Origin of the sequence: Citrobacter youngae (genome assembly GCF_003818115.1) — a bacterium.
Lineage (GTDB): Bacteria > Pseudomonadota > Gammaproteobacteria > Enterobacterales > Enterobacteriaceae > Citrobacter > Citrobacter youngae.
In genome coordinates this window covers 113,653-134,148 of record NZ_RPOI01000004.1, presented here as the reverse complement: position 1 = coordinate 134,148, position 20,496 = coordinate 113,653, and the positions used below count along the sequence as shown (strand labels likewise).

The following is a 20,496-nucleotide window of genomic DNA, read 5'->3' as shown; positions in this document are numbered from 1 at the left end:
CTGACAGGAACCGGCACATCTCCAGGTGTATGATTAACAGAATCAACATGCGTAAGGACGGCTTATGAAAATAGTAATTGCACCGGATTCTTATAAAGAGAGTTTGAGTGCGCTTGAGGTGGCAACTGCCATTGAGCAGGGTTTTCGTGAGATCTGGCCTGATGCGGATTACGTAAAGATACCGGTCGCTGATGGTGGTGAAGGAACGGTCGAGGCGATGGTTGCCGCTACGGCGGGCCACCTTGTGCATGTTGATGTTACGGGGCCCCTGGGAAGTAAGGTACAGGCATTTTATGGGGTATCAGGAGATGAGCGCTCAGCGTTTATCGAGATGGCGGCCGCCAGTGGGTTAGAGCGAGTTCCGGCAGGGTTACGCGACCCGCTGAAAACCACCTCATGGGGGACCGGAGAGTTGATTCGCCATGCGCTGGATGCGGGTGTAGAACACATCATCATCGGGATTGGCGGTAGTGCGACCAATGATGGTGGTGCCGGTATGGTGCAGGCACTGGGCGCCAAATTGCTTGATGCACAGAATAACCAGATTGCACAAGGCGGGATCGGTCTGGAAGCGCTCACCAGGATCGATATTTCAGCGTTAGATAAGCGCCTTGCCACCTGTCGTATCGAAGTGGCCTGTGATGTCACGAACCCGCTGACCGGTAAAGAGGGCGCTTCTGCAGTATTTGGCCCACAAAAAGGGGCAACGCCAGAGATGATCACCCGTCTGGATAATGCGCTGACGCACTATGCACAACTGATTGCCCGCGATCTGGACGTTAACGTGCTGGATCTGGCCGGTGGAGGCGCTGCCGGAGGCATGGGAGCTGCACTGTATGCGTTTTGCGGCGCGCAGCTACGCCGTGGTATCGAGATCGTGACGGATGCGTTACACCTCGACGACTGCGTTGCGGATGCAGATCTAGTTGTGACCGGGGAAGGGCGTATTGACAGTCAGACGATCCATGGCAAAGTCCCGGTAGGCGTAGCGAACGTTGCAAAGCGATATAATAAGCCCGTCATTGGTATTGCAGGCAGCCTGACGCCAGATGTTAGCGTGGTGCATGAGCATGGAATTGATGCTGTTTTTAGCGTGATTTATACCATTTGCACGCTGGATGAGGCGCTGGATAATGCGAGTGAAAATGTGCGGATGACGGCACGAAACGTGGCCGCAACGCTTAAAGCAGGGCAGCAATTACGCTGAGTTGTAGGTCGGAGAAGGCGTTTACGCCGCTCCGGCGATGTGCCCGATGGCGCCACGCCTATCGGGCCTACGGTAAACAGCGAAACCTGTCGGCCGGATAAGGCGTTTACGCCGCATTCGGCGAATATCACCCCAATATCCGTTTCGCTTCTCGCCCGACGTTGTCCATCTCATCAAGAAGCTCTAAAAACTCTGGTTCCAGATCTTCTTCTTTGGTCCCGCTACGTAACTGCTGTTCAATAAGCTGGCACAGGTTTTTCATGCGGGGAACCCCGCTGTAACCGCAGCTGCCGTGTAGTTTATGAATCAAATCCACCAACCCTTCAGGGTTTTCACCCACCAGTTGCTCTTCAATTCTGTTACGGACTTCAGGCAAGAAATCGATCAGCATTTGCAGCATATCCCGCGCCAGATCGTTTTTACCGGCAGCCTGTCTCAAAGCCAGTTGCCAGTCGAGGGTCGTATTCGGGTTGACCACGGGGTCAGGGGGGGCCGCCACGATAGCCCGGGCTGATGTGCCGGCACCGGGCTTATAGCGCAACAGCAAACTGTGCAATTTATCTTCTTCAATCGGCTTAGCCAGGTAGTCATTCATTCCGGCGCTGAGTAACTTCTCTTTTTGCCCTGCCATGGCATGTGCTGTTACCGCAATAACCGGTGTCTGCTGCTGGTGTGGAAGCTGATGGATCAGTTCGCAGGCACGAATACCGTCCATGTCTGGCATCTGAATATCCATCAGGATCAGATCAAACTGCATTTGCTTGGCTCTGTCCACCGCCTGCTGCCCGCTGTCGCACAGCTCGACGTGCTGAACCTTATCTTCAAGTAATGCGCCGATAAGCTTCAGGTTCGCCGGGTTGTCGTCCACCGCCATCACGGTCATCGCAATCTTGCTTTCATCTAACAACTGGCGTTCTGCACCCTGGTTCAGGTGGCAATATTCGGTTAACGCAGGCAGCAATCGGGTTGAGGTGAGCGGTTTTAACAGACATGCCGCCGCGCCGCCTTGCTTTAATTTTTCAGCGTTAATCTGCGCATGGCAAGGCAGCGCCAGCAACAGGAAATCGGTCATTGCGGCTGCGCTTGCCAGACGTTTATGCTGCATGGTGAGCGGCTCGTGGAAAGTGACGGGGACACCAAGTAGCAGAATATCGTAGTGTTCTGCCGGTAATGCAGAGAATGAAGGACTGTAAATCACCTCCAGCGGCGTTTCACTCAAGATATCTAACGTGCATTGCGCGGCGGTAGCATTTGGTTCAACGTAAGCTAGTCGTTTTCCGGCCAGACAGCGGGTGGTTGAACGATCGCTGATAACATTAGGATTGAGATCAAGACTGATGTGGAACCAGAAAGTGGAACCGCGATTGGGTTGGCTATGGAACGAGATATCCCCACCCATTTCATTGACCAGTTTTTGTGTGATCACAAGGCCAAGTCCGGTACCGCCGTGACGGCGCGAAATGCTGGCATCAGCCTGACGGAAAGCCTGGAACAGACGGGACTGATCGCGTTCCGGGATGCCAATACCGGTATCGCGGATTTGAACTTCAATCTGGACTTTGGTGTTACTGAGCGCGCGTTTTTCAACCAGAATGTCGATATTGCCGCTCTCAGTAAATTTGATGGCATTGCCGACCAGGTTGGTAATGACCTGTTGCAGGCGCAGCGGATCGCCAATCACATTGTCCGGAACGTCATTTTTAATATTCAGTGTTAGCTCCAGCCCTTTGTCATGGGAGGAGTGCGCTAACAGCGTTACGACGTCATCCAGTGTGCTGCGCAGCGGGAACGGTATGCTTTCCAGAATCAGTTTACCCGCTTCCAGTTTAGAGAAGTCGAGCACATCATTGATGATAGCAAGCAGGTTGTTAGCAGAGCGCTCAATTGTATTCAGGTGATCGCGCTGGGTGGTATTTAACTCGGTTTTCAGTGTCAGGCGTGTAAAGCCAATGACACCGTTTAGCGGTGTACGTAGCTCATGAGACATGTTCGCCAGGAACTCTGATTTAATACGTGCAGCTTCCTGGGCGCGTTTCTTCGCCAGATCCAGTTCAACGTTCTGGATTTCCATCTGCTCCAGCGTTTCGCGCAGATCTGAAGTCGCCTGATCGATATTGTGCTGCATCTCTTCATGGTAGGCGGCGAGAGACATTGCCATCGAGTTGATGCCATTCTTCAGCATATCCAGTTCGCCCAACATGAAACCTTCCACGCGGCTATCGAGCTGACCTCTACGTATTCGGTCAACGGTATTCACCATGTTGCGAATTGGTCCGGTCACGTCGCGCATCAGACGCCAGCCGAAAATTAACGCAATGCCAATACAAAACAGCATCATGACGCTGGAGATAAAGATCTCTTTGTACTGCTGTAATCGCACGGACTTGAGGTCCAGCTCAAGCGCCACATACCCCAACATATTTTTGGTGTTTTTGGCATCGCTAACGGCAGATTCATCAGGTGAATAGCTTTCCGATATAATAGGGGTACGCAGGATCATGATATCCCCGTGCCGGGTTACGCTCAGCTTTCGCGGAAACGGCGATCCGGTAGCCAATTGCATCTCTGACGGATCAAGATGAAAGTTGGAGGTGACGAACAGTTGGTTATTTTCGTCATAGACGGAAATTGCCCGCACAATATCGGAATGGCGACGATGCAACACGCTGATAAGCTGGCCGATGGATTCCCGGTTTTGCAAGTTCATGCCGTATTCGCTGGAAACCGCGAGTGGCTCGATGATGCTGGCACCAGCATCTTCCAGTTGACGCTGCAAGTCGTTATAGCGATGCACAACAAAAAAGATACTGAGCAGCAAACCTATCAGGACGGTCGGGGCCAGGATCAGAATCATCATGCGTGCGCGCAGGCTGTAGTTGGTCATGGAGTTCCGTTATGGGACAATTAGGGTCACACTGTTAAATAGAGAAATATCTCGTCGATGGCGCAATTCTACTCTGCAAAACGACGCGTGACGACGCGTCAGATCATAACCGTTACCGTCAATGACCTTGATTCTTTTGGTCAGGGCGTTGCTCGTCATAACGGGAAAGCCCTGTTTATACCGGAATTGCTGCCTCAGGAAAGCGCAGAAGTGGTGATAACTGAAGATAAAAAACAGTTCGCCCGCGCGCAAGTCAAACGTCGTTTAAACGACAGTTCGGAACGTGAAGTGCCACGTTGTCCACATTTTGGGGTCTGTGGTGGCTGTCAACAGCAGCACGCCAGCATCTCGTTGCAGCAGCGTAGCAAAAGTGCAGCGTTATCGCGTTTAATGAAATGTGAGGTGACAGAAGTTATCGCCGATACCCCGTGGGGCTATCGACGCCGCGCGCGTTTAAGTCTGAACTATCGCTCGAAAGAGCAGCAATTGCAGATGGGATTTCGCAAGTCCGGCTCCAGCGACATTATTGATGTGAAGCAATGCCCTATTTTGGTGCCCCAACTTGAGGCGTTGCTGCCTGAAATTCGGGCATGCCTGCAGAGTCTGCAGGGGCTGCGTCACTTGGGGCATGTCGAATTGGTGCAGGCTGGAAGTGGAACTCTGATGATTTTGCGCCACACCTCACCATTGAGTGCCGCGGATAAAGAAAAACTGGAACACTTTTCGCATTCTCAGGGACTGTCTTTGTTTCTGGCTCCGCAAAGCGAGATACTGGAATCAAATTCAGAAGAATCGCCCTGGTATGATTCAAATGGACTACGTTTAACCTTCAGCCCGCGTGATTTTATCCAGGTCAATGAAGGGGTAAACCAAAAAATGGTTTCCTGTGCGCTGGAATGGCTGGATGTGCAGCGAGAGGACCGGGTGCTCGATTTGTTCTGTGGTATGGGGAATTTTACGTTGCCGTTGGCCGTACGAGCAGCGAGCGTTGTGGGTGTTGAAGGTGTCCCTGCGCTGGTGGAAAAAGGCCGGGAAAATGCGCGGAATAACGGACTACACAATGTGACATTCTTTCATGAAAACCTTGAAGAAGATGTCACCAAACAACCATGGGCAAAGAACGGATTTGATAAAGTATTGCTCGATCCTGCGCGTGCGGGGGCTGCCGGCGTGATGCAACATATTATAAAGTTAAACCCTGGCCGCGTTGTTTATGTATCCTGTAATCCTGCTACGCTGGCTCGTGACAGCGAAGCGTTACTCAATGCAGGATATACCGTTCGGCGACTGGCGATGCTCGATATGTTCCCGCACACTGGACATCTGGAATCGATGGTCCTGTTTGAGCGTTTGTAATGAATTTTATACCCATTGGATTTCGGGTTGTAATGCAACGTGAAAGACAATGGGTACGGCTTGTCGACTTCGACAGGCCATGCCCCTTAAGGAGAGGACGATGGTTGCGGTAAGAAGTGCACATATAAATAAAGCTGGTGAGTTTGATCCTAAGAAATGGATCGCGAGTCTTGGGATCTCCAGCCAGCAGTCGTGTGAACGCTTAGCCGAAACCTGGGCGTATTGCCTGCAGCAGACACAGGGGCATCCGGATGCGGATCTGCTGCTGTGGCGTGGCGTCGAAATGGTGGAAATACTCTCCATGCTGAGCATGGACATCGACACGCTGCGAGCGGCGATGCTGTTCCCTCTGGCGGATGCCAATGTGGTGAGTGAAGACATCCTGCGCGAGAGCGTAGGCACGTCAATCGTTAACCTTATCCATGGTGTGCGTGATATGGCGGCGATACGCCAACTTAAAGCCACGCATACCGATTCAGTCTCTTCCGAGCAGGTCGATAACGTTCGTCGCATGCTGCTGGCAATGGTCGACGACTTCCGCTGCGTGGTCATCAAGCTGGCGGAACGTATTGCCCATTTGCGAGAAGTGAAAGATGCGCCGGAAGATGAACGCGTACTGGCGGCAAAAGAGTGCACCAATATCTACGCCCCGCTGGCTAACCGATTAGGCATCGGGCAATTAAAATGGGAACTGGAAGATTACTGCTTCCGTTACCTGCACCCGGCTGAATACAAACGTATTGCCAAACTGCTGCATGAACGTCGTATCGACAGGGAACATTACATTGATGAATTCGTCGGTCATTTGCGCTCAGAGATGAAAACGGAAGGCGTCAAAGCCGAAGTTTACGGACGTCCGAAGCACATCTATAGCATCTGGCGCAAAATGCAGAAAAAGCAGCTGGCTTTTGACGAACTGTTCGATGTGCGTGCGGTGCGTATCGTGGCTGAGCGTTTACAGGATTGCTATGCCGCGCTGGGGATTGTGCATACTCACTATCGCCATCTGCCTGATGAGTTCGACGACTACGTTGCCAATCCAAAGCCTAACGGTTACCAGTCAATCCATACGGTTGTGCTGGGGCCTGGCGGTAAAACCATTGAAATCCAGATCCGTACCAAACAGATGCACGAAGATGCTGAGCTGGGTGTTGCCGCGCACTGGAAGTACAAAGAAGGTACTGCTTCAGGCGCGGCGCGCTCTGGTCATGAAGACCGCATTGCGTGGCTGCGTAAACTGATAGCCTGGCAGGAAGAGATGGCGGATTCCGGTGAAATGCTGGATGAAGTGCGTAGCCAGGTCTTTGATGACAGAGTTTACGTCTTTACGCCAAAAGGCGATGTTGTGGACTTACCGGCGGGCTCAACGCCGCTCGATTTTGCTTATCACATCCACAGTGATGTGGGGCATCGTTGCATTGGCGCGAAAATTGGCGGGCGCATCGTACCGTTTACCTATCAGCTGCAGATGGGCGATCAAATTGAAATCATCACTCAGAAACAGCCAAACCCAAGCCGCGACTGGTTGAACCCTAACCTGGGCTATGTGACCACCAGCCGGGGGCGCTCGAAGATCCACGCCTGGTTCCGTAAACAGGATCGCGACAAAAACATCCTGGCGGGCCGCCAGATCCTCGACGATGAGCTGGCACATTTAGGTATTAGCCTGAAAGAAGCGGAAAAACATCTGCTGCCGCGCTATAGCTTCAATGAGCTGGATGAGCTGCTGGCGGCGATTGGCGGAGGAGACATCCGCCTCAACCAGATGGTGAACTTCCTGCAGGCGCAGTTTAATAAACCAAGCGCTGCCGAACAGGATGCCGCCGCGCTGAAACAACTTCAGCAGAAAACGCAGGCGCCGCAGAGTCGCCGAAAAGACGACGGTCGCGTGGTGGTTGAAGGGGTGGGTAACCTGATGCACCACATCGCTCGCTGCTGCCAGCCGATTCCCGGCGATGAGATTGTCGGGTTTATCACCCAGGGACGCGGTATTTCCGTCCACCGGGCGGATTGCGAACAGCTGAATGAACTGCGCTCGCATGCGCCGGAACGTATTGTTGACGCGGTTTGGGGCGAAAGCTACTCGGCAGGGTATTCGCTGGTGGTTCGCGTCCAGGCTAACGATCGCAGCGGCTTGTTACGTGATATCACGACGATTCTTGCCAACGAAAAGGTGAACGTGCTGGGGGTTGCCAGCCGGAGTGATACCAAACAACAGTTGGCCACCATTGATATGACCATCGAAATCTATAACCTGCAGGTACTCGGACGTGTGCTCGGCAAGCTGAACCAGGTGCCGGATGTGATCGACGCACGCCGTCTGCACGGTAATTAATTATTTTGTAGGCCGGATGATCTTGCAGGCCTGATAAAACGCGTCAGCGTTGCCATCAGGCATTGCTATATCGCCGGATGTTGGCTGTCGCCTTATCCGGCCTGCCATATTGAAATTTCAGGATATTCCAATGAACCAAATCGATCGACTGCTCGGTATTATGCAGCGCCTGCGCGACCCGGAAAACGGTTGTCCGTGGGATAAAGAGCAGACATTCGCCACTATTGCCCCTTACACCCTCGAAGAAACCTATGAAGTACTTGATGCCATTGCGCGCGAAGACTTCGACGATCTGCGTGGTGAATTAGGCGATCTGTTGTTCCAGGTGGTGTTTTACGCCCAGATGGCACAGGAAGAAGGGCGCTTCAACTTTGATGATATCTGTGCTGCGATAAGCGATAAGCTTGAACGCCGCCACCCGCATGTTTTCGCAGATGTTTCTGCCAGTAACAGCACCGAGGTGCTAACCCGTTGGGAGCAAATCAAAACAGAAGAACGTGCCGAGAAGTCACAGCATTCCGCGCTGGACGATATTCCCCGTAGTTTACCGGCGCTAATGCGCGCCCAGAAAATCCAGAAACGTTGCTCAAATGTTGGCTTCGACTGGAAAACATTAGGGCCGGTTGTCGACAAGGTTTACGAAGAGATTGACGAAGTCATGTTCGAGGCGAAGCAGGCTGTAGTTGACCAGGCTAAACTGGAGGAGGAAATGGGCGACCTGCTGTTTGCCACGGTCAATATGGCCCGTCATTTAGGCACTAAAGCAGAGACTGCTTTGCAGAAAGCGAATGAAAAATTCGAGCGCCGTTTTCGTGAGGTTGAGCGAATTGTGGCTGCCCGCGGTCTGGAAATGACAGGTGTTGATCTGGAAACAATGGAAGAAGTCTGGCAACAGGTAAAACGACAGGAAATTGATCTCTAAGGGATTTCGTCGGTCAAGGGCGATTTGTGTGATTTTTTAAATAACAAGCGCTTGATTTACGTCAAAAACATTTACCCCAAAGGGGCTATTTTCTCACTCCCGATGTTAATGTGAGCCTGGTGAAGAGGAGGAATAATGAAAGTTTGTGGCGCTCGTCATGTTCGGGTATACTACTTTCCCGTCTTGGTAATTCCATCGTTTCACCCTAACTTCTCAGGTCCAGCATGACAACGAACTATATTTTTGTGACCGGCGGGGTCGTATCCTCTCTGGGAAAAGGCATTGCCGCAGCCTCCCTGGCAGCCATTCTTGAAGCCCGTGGCCTCAATGTAACCATGATGAAACTGGATCCGTACATCAACGTCGATCCAGGTACTATGAGCCCTATCCAACACGGGGAAGTGTTCGTTACCGAAGACGGCGCTGAAACCGACCTGGACCTGGGTCACTATGAGCGTTTCATTCGTACGAAAATGAGCCGCCGTAACAACTTCACCACCGGTCGTATCTACTCCGACGTTCTGCGTAAAGAACGCCGTGGCGACTACCTGGGCGCGACCGTTCAGGTTATCCCGCACATCACGAATGCCATTAAAGAACGCGTTCTGGAAGGCGGCGAAGGTCATGATGTTGTTCTGGTTGAAATCGGCGGAACCGTTGGCGATATCGAATCTCTGCCGTTCCTTGAAGCGATTCGCCAGATGGCCGTAGAAATTGGCCGTGAGCACACGTTGTTTATGCATCTGACGCTGGTTCCGTACATGGCGGCGGCAGGTGAAGTCAAAACTAAACCGACTCAGCACTCGGTAAAAGAGCTGCTTTCTATCGGTATTCAGCCAGATATCCTGATTTGTCGCTCCGATCGCGCAGTTCCGGCTAATGAACGTGCGAAAATTGCATTGTTCTGTAACGTTCCGGAAAAAGCGGTGATTTCTCTGAAAGATGTCGATTCCATCTATAAAATTCCGGGCCTGTTGAAATCTCAGGGCCTTGACGATTATATTTGTAAACGATTCAGCTTGAACTGTCCGGAAGCGAATCTGTCAGAATGGGAACAGGTTATCTACGAAGAAGCGAATCCGGCAGGCGAAGTGACTATTGGTATGGTCGGCAAGTACATTGAACTGCCGGATGCCTATAAGTCAGTTATCGAAGCGCTGAAGCACGGTGGCTTGAAGAATCGTGTCACCGTCAACATCAAGCTGATTGATTCGCAAGATGTCGAAACGCGCGGCGTTGAGATCCTGAAAGGTCTTGATGCAATCCTGATTCCTGGCGGCTTCGGCTACCGTGGTGTTGAAGGTAAAATCGCGACAGCGCGCTTTGCGCGTGAGAACAATATTCCTTATCTGGGCATTTGCCTGGGTATGCAGGTTGCGTTGATTGAGTTTGCTCGTAACGTCGTGGGAATGGACAACGCCAACTCCACAGAATTTGTGCCAGACTGTAAGTACCCGGTGGTGGCCCTGATTACTGAATGGCGTGATGAAGACGGCAACGTCGAAGTCCGTACCGAGAAGAGCGATCTGGGTGGCACAATGCGTCTTGGTGCGCAACAGTGTCAGCTGAGCGATGAGAGTCTGGTTCGTCAACTGTACGGTACGCCGACAATTGTTGAACGCCATCGCCACCGCTACGAAGTCAACAATATGCTGTTGAAACAGATTGAAGCTGCGGGTCTGCGTGTTGCAGGCCGTTCCGGTGATGATCAGTTGGTCGAGATCATTGAGGTACCGAATCATCCGTGGTTCGTGGCCTGTCAGTTCCACCCGGAATTTACTTCCACGCCACGTGATGGACACCCGCTGTTCGCCGGCTTTGTGAAAGCCGCCAGTGAACATCAGAAGCGTCAGGCGAAGTAAGAAGTAAAAAGTTAGAACGGCAATGCACCCATCAGGGTGCATTGTTTGTCTGGAGTTTTAGTTTAACTTGTACTGAGGAAAACCTAATGTCCAAAATCGTTAAAATCATCGGTCGTGAAATCATCGACTCCCGTGGTAACCCGACTGTTGAAGCCGAAGTACACCTGGAAGGTGGTTTCGTTGGTATGGCAGCAGCTCCGTCAGGTGCTTCTACTGGTTCCCGCGAAGCACTGGAACTGCGCGATGGCGACAAATCCCGCTTCATGGGTAAAGGCGTACTGAAAGCTGTTGCAGCTGTTAACGGCCCGATTGCTCAGGCTCTGCTGGGTAAAGATGCTAAAGATCAGGCTGGCATCGACAAGATCATGATCGATCTGGACGGTACTGAAAACAAATCCAACTTCGGTGCAAACGCCATCCTGGCTGTGTCCCTGGCGAACGCCAAAGCAGCAGCTGCTGCTAAAGGCCTGCCGCTGTATGCACACATCGCTGAACTGAACGGCACTCCGGGCAAATACTCCATGCCGGTTCCGATGATGAACATCATCAACGGTGGTGAGCACGCTGACAACAACGTCGACATCCAGGAATTCATGATTCAGCCTGTTGGCGCTAAAACCCTGAAAGAAGCTGTACGTATGGGTTCTGAAGTGTTCCACAACCTGGCTAAAGTTCTGAAAGCCAAAGGTATGAACACTGCAGTGGGTGACGAAGGCGGCTATGCGCCGAACCTGGGTTCCAACGCTGAAGCTCTGGCGGTAATCGCTGAAGCGGTTAAAGCAGCTGGCTACGAGCTGGGCAAAGACATCACTCTGGCGATGGACTGTGCAGCGTCTGAATTCTACAAAGACGGTAAATACGTTCTGGCTGGCGAAGGCAACAAAGCATTCACCTCCGAAGAATTCACTCATTTCCTGGAAGAACTGACCAAACAGTACCCGATCGTGTCCATCGAAGATGGTCTGGACGAGTCTGACTGGGACGGTTTCGCATACCAGACTAAAGTACTGGGCGATAAAATCCAGCTGGTTGGTGACGACCTGTTCGTAACCAACACCAAGATCCTGAAAGAAGGCATCGAAAAAGGCATCGTTAACTCCATCCTGATCAAATTCAACCAGATCGGTTCTCTGACCGAAACTCTGGCTGCGATCAAAATGGCGAAAGACGCTGGCTACACCGCTGTCATCTCTCACCGTTCTGGCGAAACTGAAGACGCTACCATCGCTGACCTGGCTGTTGGTACCGCTGCAGGCCAGATCAAAACAGGTTCTATGAGCCGTTCTGACCGCGTTGCTAAGTACAACCAGCTGATTCGTATCGAAGAAGCTCTGGGTGAACAAGCTCCGTACAACGGTCGTAAAGAGATCAAAGGTCAGGCGTAATCCTGTTCTTTCTCTGATTTAAAAATGCCAGCCTTCGGGCTGGCATTTTTTTGCCTGCACAATAGCAACCTATTTAAAGTCCACTGCCATTTGCTGTGGAATAGTCAGCCCACGTGTCGTCTGTACACAGCGCTCAATGTAATCGGTAAAACGCGGCGGCTTCGGCATCCCCATGCTGAGCAGCTTATCATTGCTGAATCGCACGTTCAGCGTTGCGAACGCGCCGTAAAGACGCATGGCTTTCAGCATTAGTCGTTCGTTGCAGGGGCCAAAAATATTCTTCAGTTCACGGCGCATTTGGACCAGCGTTTCATAGCTGACCTGTGCGTATTTATTGCCGACGGGAGCTTGTTCCAGCGCAGATGCCATCGCGTTATCAATATCTGCAAACCTCACGCTATTTTCTTCTCCTGCTGAGATGTGCACCACTTCACCGCGAGCAAGTGGACTGCTCAGTAACATCAGCAATGCATCGGCGCAATAATCAACCGGGATCACGTCAATACGGTCTTCCATCGAACACATAAATTTTTGTAGCATCAGACCCATGCTGAATACCCAGAAAATACTGCTGGAGGGTTTACAGCCGTGATGAGTATGGCCAACAACGATCGAAGGCCGCGCGATAACCAGTGGTAATGTTGGGCATTCCTGTTGTATCAGACGTTCTATCGTGGATTTAGAGTGCGTATACTCAACCAGATGCTCAGCACGCTCGCGAAACTCTGCACTTTCGGCCACCAGTGAATCGGGGTCTGGGGAGCATGACATTGCTGTACCAACGTGAAGAAAACGCTGCAGGCTGCCGACACAGGCCATTCTCCGGGCGAACTTCAGCGTTCCTTCGACATTGACTTTCCAGATAAGCGGGTTGTTGCCAAAAGAGGCGACGGCGGCGCAATTGATGACATGAGTAACCTGGCCCAGACGCGGGTCGTTAAGAAACGCTTCAGGTTCTACTAAATCACCCAACAGGATATTCCGCGGGCTAAGTGTTGCCAATTTTTCTTCTGCAATATTGAATTTGCGCAGATTTTCCTTTATCCGTTCCAGCGCAGATACATCATTACTGGCACGAACTAAAAGCAGCAGATTAAATCCATTTGTCTGATTCAGAATGTTTTCTAAAACGGCTCCGCCCAAAAAACCGGTTGCGCCAGTAATTAATAGTGTATTCATGAATGCAGTCTCATTAGGGGTGGTTGACTGGATTCTAGGCGCGGATAATTAAACGGAGATTAAATGGAAAATTAGCGTAAGTTTAGGTTTCTTAAGCCTATTCTAATATAAAAAGATACCGCGGATCGAATTTGACTATGCGTGATGCTAATAAATTCATAATTTCATGTTTCCGTTTGTACATGCTTGAAATATTTTACTTTTAAAATATTTATACTATTTTTATAAGGTTATTATCAATAATATTTTGTTACATCAAAACGCTGCCTGAACAGCTATGAAATTAGATCACAGCTCTTCGATCATTGCAGGTGCAAACACGAGATCATGTTTCATGATTTTTAACTCAGGGGACAGCGCAGCCGGGGGCAAGACCTGAGCGTGCAAATCTGCAATAATACGCGTCCATAACCCTAAACAGAGATGACTATGCAGTACCCGATTAACGAGATGTTCCAGACCCTGCAAGGTGAGGGTTACTTTACCGGCGTCCCCGCCATTTTTATTCGTTTACAGGGATGCCCGGTTGGCTGTGCCTGGTGCGATACCAAACACACCTGGGATAAGCTTGAGGATCGGGAAGTCTCCCTGTACAGCATCCTGGCTAAGACGAAAGAGAGTGATAAATGGGGTGCGGCGAGCAGTGAAGATCTGCTGGCTGTTATTCAGCGTCAGGGCTATACCGCCCGTCATGTGGTGATAACCGGTGGTGAGCCCTGCATTCATGATCTGATGCCGTTGACTGACCTGCTGGAAAAGAACGGCTTTAGCTGCCAGATTGAAACCAGCGGCACCCATGAAGTGCGCTGTACGCCGAATACCTGGGTGACCGTATCGCCGAAGGTAAATATGCGCGGCGGTTATGATGTGCTGTCGCAGGCACTGGAGCGCGCGAATGAAATCAAACATCCGGTTGGTCGCGTTCGCGATATTGAAGCACTGGATGAACTGTTGGCCACGTTGAGCGACGAAAAACCACGCATCATCGCTCTACAGCCAATCAGTCAGAAAGAAGATGCGACGCGTTTGTGTATTGATACCTGTATTGCGCGTAACTGGCGTTTGTCGATGCAAACCCACAAATATCTGAATATTGCCTGATAAGTTTTGCCGGGGCGCTTCGCTTGTCCGGCCTACGCTTGCTAATAAGGTAGGCCGGGATCAGTCGCGGTGCGTCGCCATCCGGCAAGGTCGGGATCACTCGCCGCGATACACGCAGCCTGCTGTGCAGGTTTCTTTTACCATTACTGCGCTCAGCAGTGGAACCACCGGTTTAACCTGCTCCCAAATCCATTTTGCCAGCACTTCACTGGTTGGGTTTTCGAGGCCCGGAATATCGTTCAGATAGTAGTGATCGAGTCTGTCGTAGGTCGGCTTAAACGCCGCTTTTAACTCAGAAAAATCCATGATCCAACCGGTATGCGGATCGACTTCACCGGTAATTTCAAGACGCACCATAAATGAGTGACCATGCAGGCGGCCACATTTATGCCCTTCTGGTACATGCGGCAGGCGGTGAGCGGCTTCGAAGGTGAAATCTTTAAACAAGGTGGTGGACATTTTTTACTCTCAAGAATGCGAAAAACCGCCGTAGGGTACCGTAAAGTACAATTTTTATCATTAGTTAAAAGGGCGCTAAGCATCAGAACGTCATATTTACGCTGTTAATGTTTGATAACTATTTATATATCATATAGTTATTAAATCGTTTTTGTCGTTAATGACTATAACTAAAACAGGTTAGTCCATTTGGTTATTTGTTATTTCTATCCCTTCTTTAATTGTTACTATCCCCGCCGTTAACCTTATCTTCAGTTTGGGTTTTATTGCTGAAATCCGCTTTGCTTACTGGAACATGACAACGCATGACGACACAGGCCCCACCTTCCGCTTTGCTACCGCTAAATCCGGAGCAACTGGCACGCCTTCAGGCAGCCACGACTGACTTCACTCCCGCACAGCTCGCGTGGGTTTCTGGCTATTTCTGGGGCGTGCTGAATCAGCAGCCTGGCAGCAATGCGGCGGCCCCTGCGCCTGCTGCTGAAATGCCCGGTATTACGCTTATCTCCGCCTCGCAAACCGGTAATGCGCGTCGTGTGGCGGAAGCCCTGCGCGATGATTTGATCGCTGCGAAGCTCAACGTTACTCTGATCAACGCTGGCGACTATAAATTCAAACAAATCGCCAATGAAAAATTACTGATCGTGGTGGCGTCGACGCAAGGGGAAGGTGAGCCGGCGGAAGAAGCCGTGGCGCTGCATAAATTCCTGTTTTCGAAAAAAGCGCCGAAGCTTGAGAACACCGCTTTTGCCGTGTTTGGTTTGGGCGATACCTCCTATGAGTTCTTCTGCAAGGCGGGGAAAGATTTCGACAGCAGGCTGGCTGAACTGGGTGGCGAGCGCCTGCTGGATCGGGTGGATGCTGATGTCGAATACCAGGCCGCTGCCGCGCAGTGGCGTGAGCGTCTGGTTGAGGTTCTGAAAGCGCGTGCGCCGGCTGCACCGTCTGTGCAAGTTGCTGCGAGTGGTGCGGTAAACGAAGTACACACCAGCCCGTACACCAAAGAAGCGCCGCTGGCGGCGTCACTTGCGGTGAATCAGAAAATCACCGGTCGCGACTCGCTAAAAGATGTGCGCCATATCGAAATCGATCTCGGCGATTCCGGCCTGCGCTACCAGCCGGGCGACGCGCTGGGCGTGTGGTATCAGAACGATCCCGCGTTGGTCAAAGAGCTGGCAGAGCTGCTGTGGCTGAAGGGTGATGAACCGGTCACGGTTAATGGCAAAACGCTGCCGCTGGCAGAAGCCTTACAGTGGCACTTTGAGCTGACGGTCAACACCGCCAATATCGTGGAAAACTACGCCACGCTGACGCGCAGTGAATCGCTGCTGCCGCTGGTGGGCGATAAAGCGCAGTTGCAGCATTACGCCGCCACCACGCCAATCGTCGATATGGTGCGTTTCTCCCCGGCACAACTGGACGCTCAGGCGTTAGTTGATCTTCTGCGCCCGCTGACCCCGCGTCTGTACTCCATTGCTTCCTCCCAGGCGGAAGTCGAAAGTGAAGTGCACGTGACTGTTGGCGTCGTGCGTTACGACATTGAAGGCCGCGCCCGCGCCGGTGGTGCCTCCAGCTTCCTCGCCGATCGTGTGGAAGAAGAAGGCGAAGTTCGCGTCTTCATCGAACATAACGATAACTTCCGCCTGCCGGCGAACCCGCAGACGCCGGTTATCATGATTGGCCCGGGTACCGGTATCGCACCGTTCCGTGCCTTTATGCAGCAGCGTGCTGCCGATGGCGCAGAAGGTAAAAACTGGTTGTTCTTCGGCAACCCGCACTTTACCGAGGATTTCCTGTATCAGGTGGAATGGCAGCGCTACGTCAAAGAGGGCGTGTTGAGCCGGATCGATCTCGCCTGGTCGCGTGACCAAAAAGAAAAAATCTACGTACAAGACAAACTGCGCCAACAGGGCGCGGAACTGTGGCGCTGGATCAATGACGGTGCCCACATTTATGTCTGCGGCGACGCTAATCGCATGGCGAAAGACGTTGAGCAGGCATTGCTGGAAGTGATTGCTGAATTCGGTGCAATGGACATCGAAGCGGCGGATGAATTTTTAAGTGAGCTGCGCGTTGAGCGCCGTTATCAGCGAGATGTCTACTAATGAGCGAAAAATACCCAGGGCCTTTAGTGGTCGAAGGCAAACTGACTGACGCCGAGCGCATGAAGCGTGAAAGTAATTTCCTGCGCGGCACCATCGCGGAAGACCTGAACGACGGCCTGACCGGCGGCTTCCATGGCGATAACTTCCTGCTGATCCGTTTCCACGGCATGTACCAGCAGGACGACCGCGATATTCGCGCCGAACGTGCCGAGCAGAAGCTGGAGCCGCGCCACGCGATGCTGCTGCGCTGCCGTCTGCCGGGCGGGGTGATCACCCCAACCCAGTGGAAGGCCATCGACAAATTTGCCGCTGATAACACCATTTACGGCAGTATTCGTCTGACCAACCGTCAGACCTTTCAGTTCCATGGCATTCTGAAGAAGAACGTGAAGCCGGTGCATCAGATGCTGCATTCGGTGGGGCTGGACGCACTGGCGACCGCCAACGACATGAACCGTAACGTGCTGTGCACCTCCAACCCGTATGAATCGCAGCTGCACGCCGAAGCCTACGAGTGGGCGAAGAAAATTTCTGAACATCTGCTGCCGCGCACCCGCGCTTATGCGGAGATCTGGCTCGATCAGGAAAAAGTCGCGACCACCGACGAAGAACCGATCCTCGGGGCGACCTATCTGCCGCGTAAGTTTAAAACCACAGTCGTCATCCCGCCGCAGAACGATATCGATCTGCACGCCAACGATATGAATTTCGTGGCGATTGCCGAAAACGGCAAGCTGGTAGGCTTTAACCTGCTGGTCGGCGGTGGTTTGTCGATTGAGCATGGCAATAAGAAAACCTACGCCCGTACGGCGAGCGAATTTGGCTATCTGCCGCTTGAACACACGCTGGCGGTGGCGGAAGCGGTGGTGACGACGCAGCGTGACTGGGGCAACCGTACCGACCGTAAAAACGCTAAAACCAAATACACCCTTGAACGCGTTGGTATCGACACGTTCAAAGAGGAAGTGGAGCGTCGTGCGGGGATCAAATTTGAGCCGATCCGCCCATACGAGTTCACCGGTCGTGGCGACAGGATTGGTTGGGTGAAAGGGATCGACAATAACTGGCATCTGACGCTGTTTATTGAAAATGGCCGTATTCTGGATTACCCGGGCCGTCCGCTGAAAACCGGCCTGCTGGAGATCGCGAAGATCCACAAAGGCGATTTCCGTATTACCGCTAACCAGAACCTGATTATTGCCGGTGTACCGGAAAGCCAGAAAGCGAAGGTAGAGAAGCTGGCGCGCGATCATGGGCTGATGAATTCGGTGAAACCGCAGCGTGAAAACTCGATGGCCTGCGTGTCGTTCCCGACCTGTCCGCTGGCGATGGCCGAAGCCGAGCGTTTCCTGCCGTCGTTCACCGACAAAGTGGAAGCGATTCTGGAAAAACACGGCATTCCTGACGAGCATATCGTGATGCGTGTGACGGGATGCCCGAACGGCTGTGGCCGCGCAATGCTGGCCGAGCTGGGGCTGGTGGGCAAAGCGCCGGGGCGCTACAACGTGCACCTGGGCGGTAACCGCATGGGAACACGTATTCCGCGTATGTATCGCGAAAACATTACGGAATCGGAAATTCTCGACGCCGTTGACGAACTGGTTGGGCGCTGGGCGAAAGAGCGTGAAGCGGGTGAAGGCTTCGGCGACTTTACGGTGCGTGCGGGCATCATTCGCCCGGTGCTCGATCCAGCGCGTGATTTCTGGGAATAACATGAATTGCCGGATGGCGGCATAAATGCCTTATCAGGCCTACGCAGACGGTAGGCCTGATAAGCGCAGCGCCATCAGGCAAGGCATACAGCGAGGAACTTATGTCCAAACTCGATCTAAACACGCTGAATGAACTGCCGAAAGTCGAACGCGTATTAGCACTGGCAGAAACCAACGCCGAACTGGAAAAACTGAGTGCCGAGGATCGTGTGGCGTGGGCGCTGGAAAACCTGCCCGGCGAATATGTTCTGTCATCAAGCTTCGGTATTCAGGCGGCGGTCAGCCTGCATCTGGTGAACCAGGTTCGCCCGGATATCCCGGTGATCCTGACCGATACCGGTTATCTGTTCCCGGAAACCTACCAGTTTATTGACGAGTTAACGGACAAACTCAAGCTGAATCTCCAGGTTTATCGCGCGAAAGAGAGCGCCGCCTGGCAGGAGGCACGCTACGGTAAGCTGTGGGAACAGGGCGTCGAAGGCATTGAGAAATACAATGACATCAACAAAGTCGAACCCATGAACCGGGCGCTGAAAGAACTGAATGTACAAACCTGGTTTGCGGGTCTGCGCCGCGAACAGTCCGGTAGCCGTGCACATTTACCGGTATTGGCTATTCAGCGTGGCGTATTTAAAGTGCTGCCGATTATCGACTGGGACAACCGTACGGTATACCAGTATCTGCAAAAACACGGTCTGAAGTATCATCCACTGTGGGATCAAGGCTATCTGTCAGTCGGCGATACCCATACCACCCGCAAATGGGAGCCGGGGATGGCGGAAGAAGAGACGCGGTTCTTTGGGCTGAAAAGAGAGTGCGGGCTGCACGAAGGGTAACGGCTAAAAGCCCGGTAACGTTTACATTTTACCGGGCTTCTTCTTCAGGATTTACCTGCTTTCGCCAGTTCTTTTACCAGCGGCAGCATGATGCGTACGACGTCGCGGCTGCGATGTTCAATCCGGCCTGGAAGCGCTTTATCAATATGCTGCTGGTTGTCCAGACGCACGTCGTGCCAGCTGTTACCTGCGGGGAAAGAGGCGGTTTTAGCGCGTTGCTGATAGCCGTCTTTTTTACCCAGGTTCCAGTTGGTTGCTTCTACCGAGAGCACGGCGATTCCCGCTTTGTCGAAGACCTCGGCATCGTTACAACATCCGGTTCCTTTCGGATAGTCTTTGTTCAGGCCCGGGTTGGTACTGGCGACGATACCGCGGCTGTGTGCAATTGCCAGCGCCCGGTCGCGCGTCAGTTTTCGTACGGCTTCCGGGGTTCTTTTCCCACTATTGAAGTAGAGCTTATCCCCGACGATCAGGTTATCGAGGTTGATAACCAGCAGCGTATTTTTCTTCTCAGCCGCACTCATGCGCTTGAGGATATTTTCTGCGCCGAGTTTGCCTTCTTCCTCGCCGCTGGTGGCGATAAACCGAATGCCGTACTGTGTCGGCACATTTTTAAGTTTTTCAGCCAATTCCAGCATGACACCCAAACCTGCGGCGTTATCGTCGATGCCCTGTAAGGTTAATCCGCCCAGATTAGCATCGGAATCGGCATCGCTCAGCGCGGCGTAAGTGTCGAGGTGCGCCATGATAATAATCTGCTGCGGCGCTTTGCCTTCATGCGCTGCAATGACGGTGCTGCCCGTAACGTTATGCCAGTTCTTACGGTTGTCTTTGGCGGTATAAACATAACGGCTATTAAACGTCCGAATATCACTGCGATAGCCCATCTGCTGAAATTGCTGACGTAAATAATCAGCAGATAGCATTTCTGCCGGAGAGCCCGTCACGCGGCCAGGGAAGAATGTTGCGATATATCGGGCCTGAGTATTTGCGATATCTCCAGGTCTGGAGGATGTTGCCTGTGCAGGAAGGATAAAACACGCGCCGAGCGCCATGGCAGCAATAAGGTGGCGCGTTGCGGAAAACATAATGAGTCCTTAAATACCAAGCAGAAATTTTCAGCCGCTAGTATGAAACTGTGATCGAGGTAAAA

Annotated in this window: 14 protein-coding genes; 10 read left to right on the top strand and 4 right to left on the bottom strand. The window is 52.2% G+C overall.

Annotated features, from left to right (window positions below):
- Positions 1-64: 64 nt before the first annotated feature.
- Complete coding sequence (locus EHN13_RS02945) at positions 65-1,207, top strand: glycerate kinase (protein WP_115642959.1); 1,143 nt, start codon at positions 65-67, stop codon at positions 1,205-1,207.
- A 127-nt stretch (positions 1,208-1,334) separates the two neighbouring features.
- On the opposite strand, the gene barA is transcribed toward EHN13_RS02945, so the two are convergent.
- Positions 1,335-4,091 carry a two-component sensor histidine kinase BarA gene (gene barA, locus EHN13_RS02940; RefSeq protein WP_048213074.1) on the bottom strand — a complete coding sequence of 919 codons (2,757 nt, stop codon included), beginning with the start codon at positions 4,089-4,091 and terminating at the stop codon, positions 1,335-1,337.
- A gap of 57 nt (positions 4,092-4,148) precedes the next feature.
- Here barA and rlmD point away from each other — a divergent pair, with 57 nt between their 5' ends.
- The 5 genes from rlmD (at position 4,149) to eno (ending at position 11,951) form a co-directional block, all read left to right on the top strand.
- On the top strand, positions 4,149-5,447 hold the full coding sequence (gene rlmD, locus EHN13_RS02935; RefSeq protein ID WP_124020851.1) for a 23S rRNA (uracil(1939)-C(5))-methyltransferase RlmD: 1,299 nt from the start codon (positions 4,149-4,151) through the stop codon (positions 5,445-5,447).
- Positions 5,448-5,547: 100 nt separating this feature from the next.
- Positions 5,548-7,782, top strand: coding sequence for a GTP diphosphokinase (gene relA, locus EHN13_RS02930; protein ID WP_048213072.1), 2,235 nt, complete (start codon positions 5,548-5,550; stop codon positions 7,780-7,782).
- A gap of 130 nt (positions 7,783-7,912) precedes the next feature.
- A complete protein-coding gene (gene mazG, locus EHN13_RS02925; protein ID WP_048213071.1) occupies positions 7,913-8,704 on the top strand; it encodes a nucleoside triphosphate pyrophosphohydrolase in 792 nt (263 codons plus the stop codon).
- A 224-nt stretch (positions 8,705-8,928) separates the two neighbouring features.
- Positions 8,929-10,566: a glutamine hydrolyzing CTP synthase gene (gene pyrG / locus EHN13_RS02920; RefSeq protein WP_005130912.1), complete on the top strand. Its 1,638-nt coding sequence runs from the start codon at positions 8,929-8,931 to the stop codon at positions 10,564-10,566.
- 86 nt (positions 10,567-10,652) lie between these two features.
- A complete protein-coding gene (eno, locus tag EHN13_RS02915) occupies positions 10,653-11,951 on the top strand; it encodes a phosphopyruvate hydratase (RefSeq protein ID WP_003034129.1) in 1,299 nt (432 codons plus the stop codon).
- Positions 11,952-12,020: 69 nt separating this feature from the next.
- On the opposite strand, the gene EHN13_RS02910 is transcribed toward eno, so the two are convergent.
- Positions 12,021-13,130, bottom strand: coding sequence for an SDR family oxidoreductase (locus EHN13_RS02910; RefSeq protein ID WP_115601559.1), 1,110 nt, complete (start codon positions 13,128-13,130; stop codon positions 12,021-12,023).
- Between the two features lie 429 nt (positions 13,131-13,559).
- Here EHN13_RS02910 and queE point away from each other — a divergent pair, with 429 nt between their 5' ends.
- The gene (queE, locus tag EHN13_RS02905; protein WP_048213069.1) at positions 13,560-14,231 is read left to right on the top strand and encodes a 7-carboxy-7-deazaguanine synthase QueE; all 672 of its coding nucleotides are present in this window, start codon (positions 13,560-13,562) and stop codon (positions 14,229-14,231) included.
- Positions 14,232-14,327: 96 nt separating this feature from the next.
- On the opposite strand, the gene queD is transcribed toward queE, so the two are convergent.
- On the bottom strand, positions 14,328-14,690 hold the full coding sequence (gene queD, locus EHN13_RS02900) for a 6-carboxytetrahydropterin synthase QueD (RefSeq protein ID WP_048213068.1): 363 nt from the start codon (positions 14,688-14,690) through the stop codon (positions 14,328-14,330).
- A 305-nt stretch (positions 14,691-14,995) separates the two neighbouring features.
- Here queD and cysJ point away from each other — a divergent pair, with 305 nt between their 5' ends.
- The 3 genes from cysJ (at position 14,996) to cysH (ending at position 19,343) form a co-directional block, all read left to right on the top strand.
- Entirely contained in the window at positions 14,996-16,795 is a 1,800-nt protein-coding gene (cysJ, locus tag EHN13_RS02895) for an NADPH-dependent assimilatory sulfite reductase flavoprotein subunit (RefSeq protein ID WP_124020850.1), read from the top strand.
- The gene (gene cysI / locus EHN13_RS02890; protein ID WP_124020849.1) at positions 16,795-18,507 is read left to right on the top strand and encodes an assimilatory sulfite reductase (NADPH) hemoprotein subunit; all 1,713 of its coding nucleotides are present in this window, start codon (positions 16,795-16,797) and stop codon (positions 18,505-18,507) included. Before cysJ ends, cysI begins: the two co-directional genes overlap by 1 nt.
- Positions 18,508-18,608: 101 nt before the next feature.
- The gene (gene cysH, locus EHN13_RS02880) at positions 18,609-19,343 is read left to right on the top strand and encodes a phosphoadenosine phosphosulfate reductase (protein ID WP_048213065.1); all 735 of its coding nucleotides are present in this window, start codon (positions 18,609-18,611) and stop codon (positions 19,341-19,343) included.
- A gap of 44 nt (positions 19,344-19,387) precedes the next feature.
- Here the strand turns inward: cysH and EHN13_RS02875 are convergent, their stop codons facing one another.
- Positions 19,388-20,431, bottom strand: a complete 1,044-nt coding sequence (locus tag EHN13_RS02875) for an aminopeptidase (RefSeq protein WP_061068477.1) — start codon at positions 20,429-20,431, stop codon at positions 19,388-19,390.
- Positions 20,432-20,496: the final 65 nt, after the last annotated feature.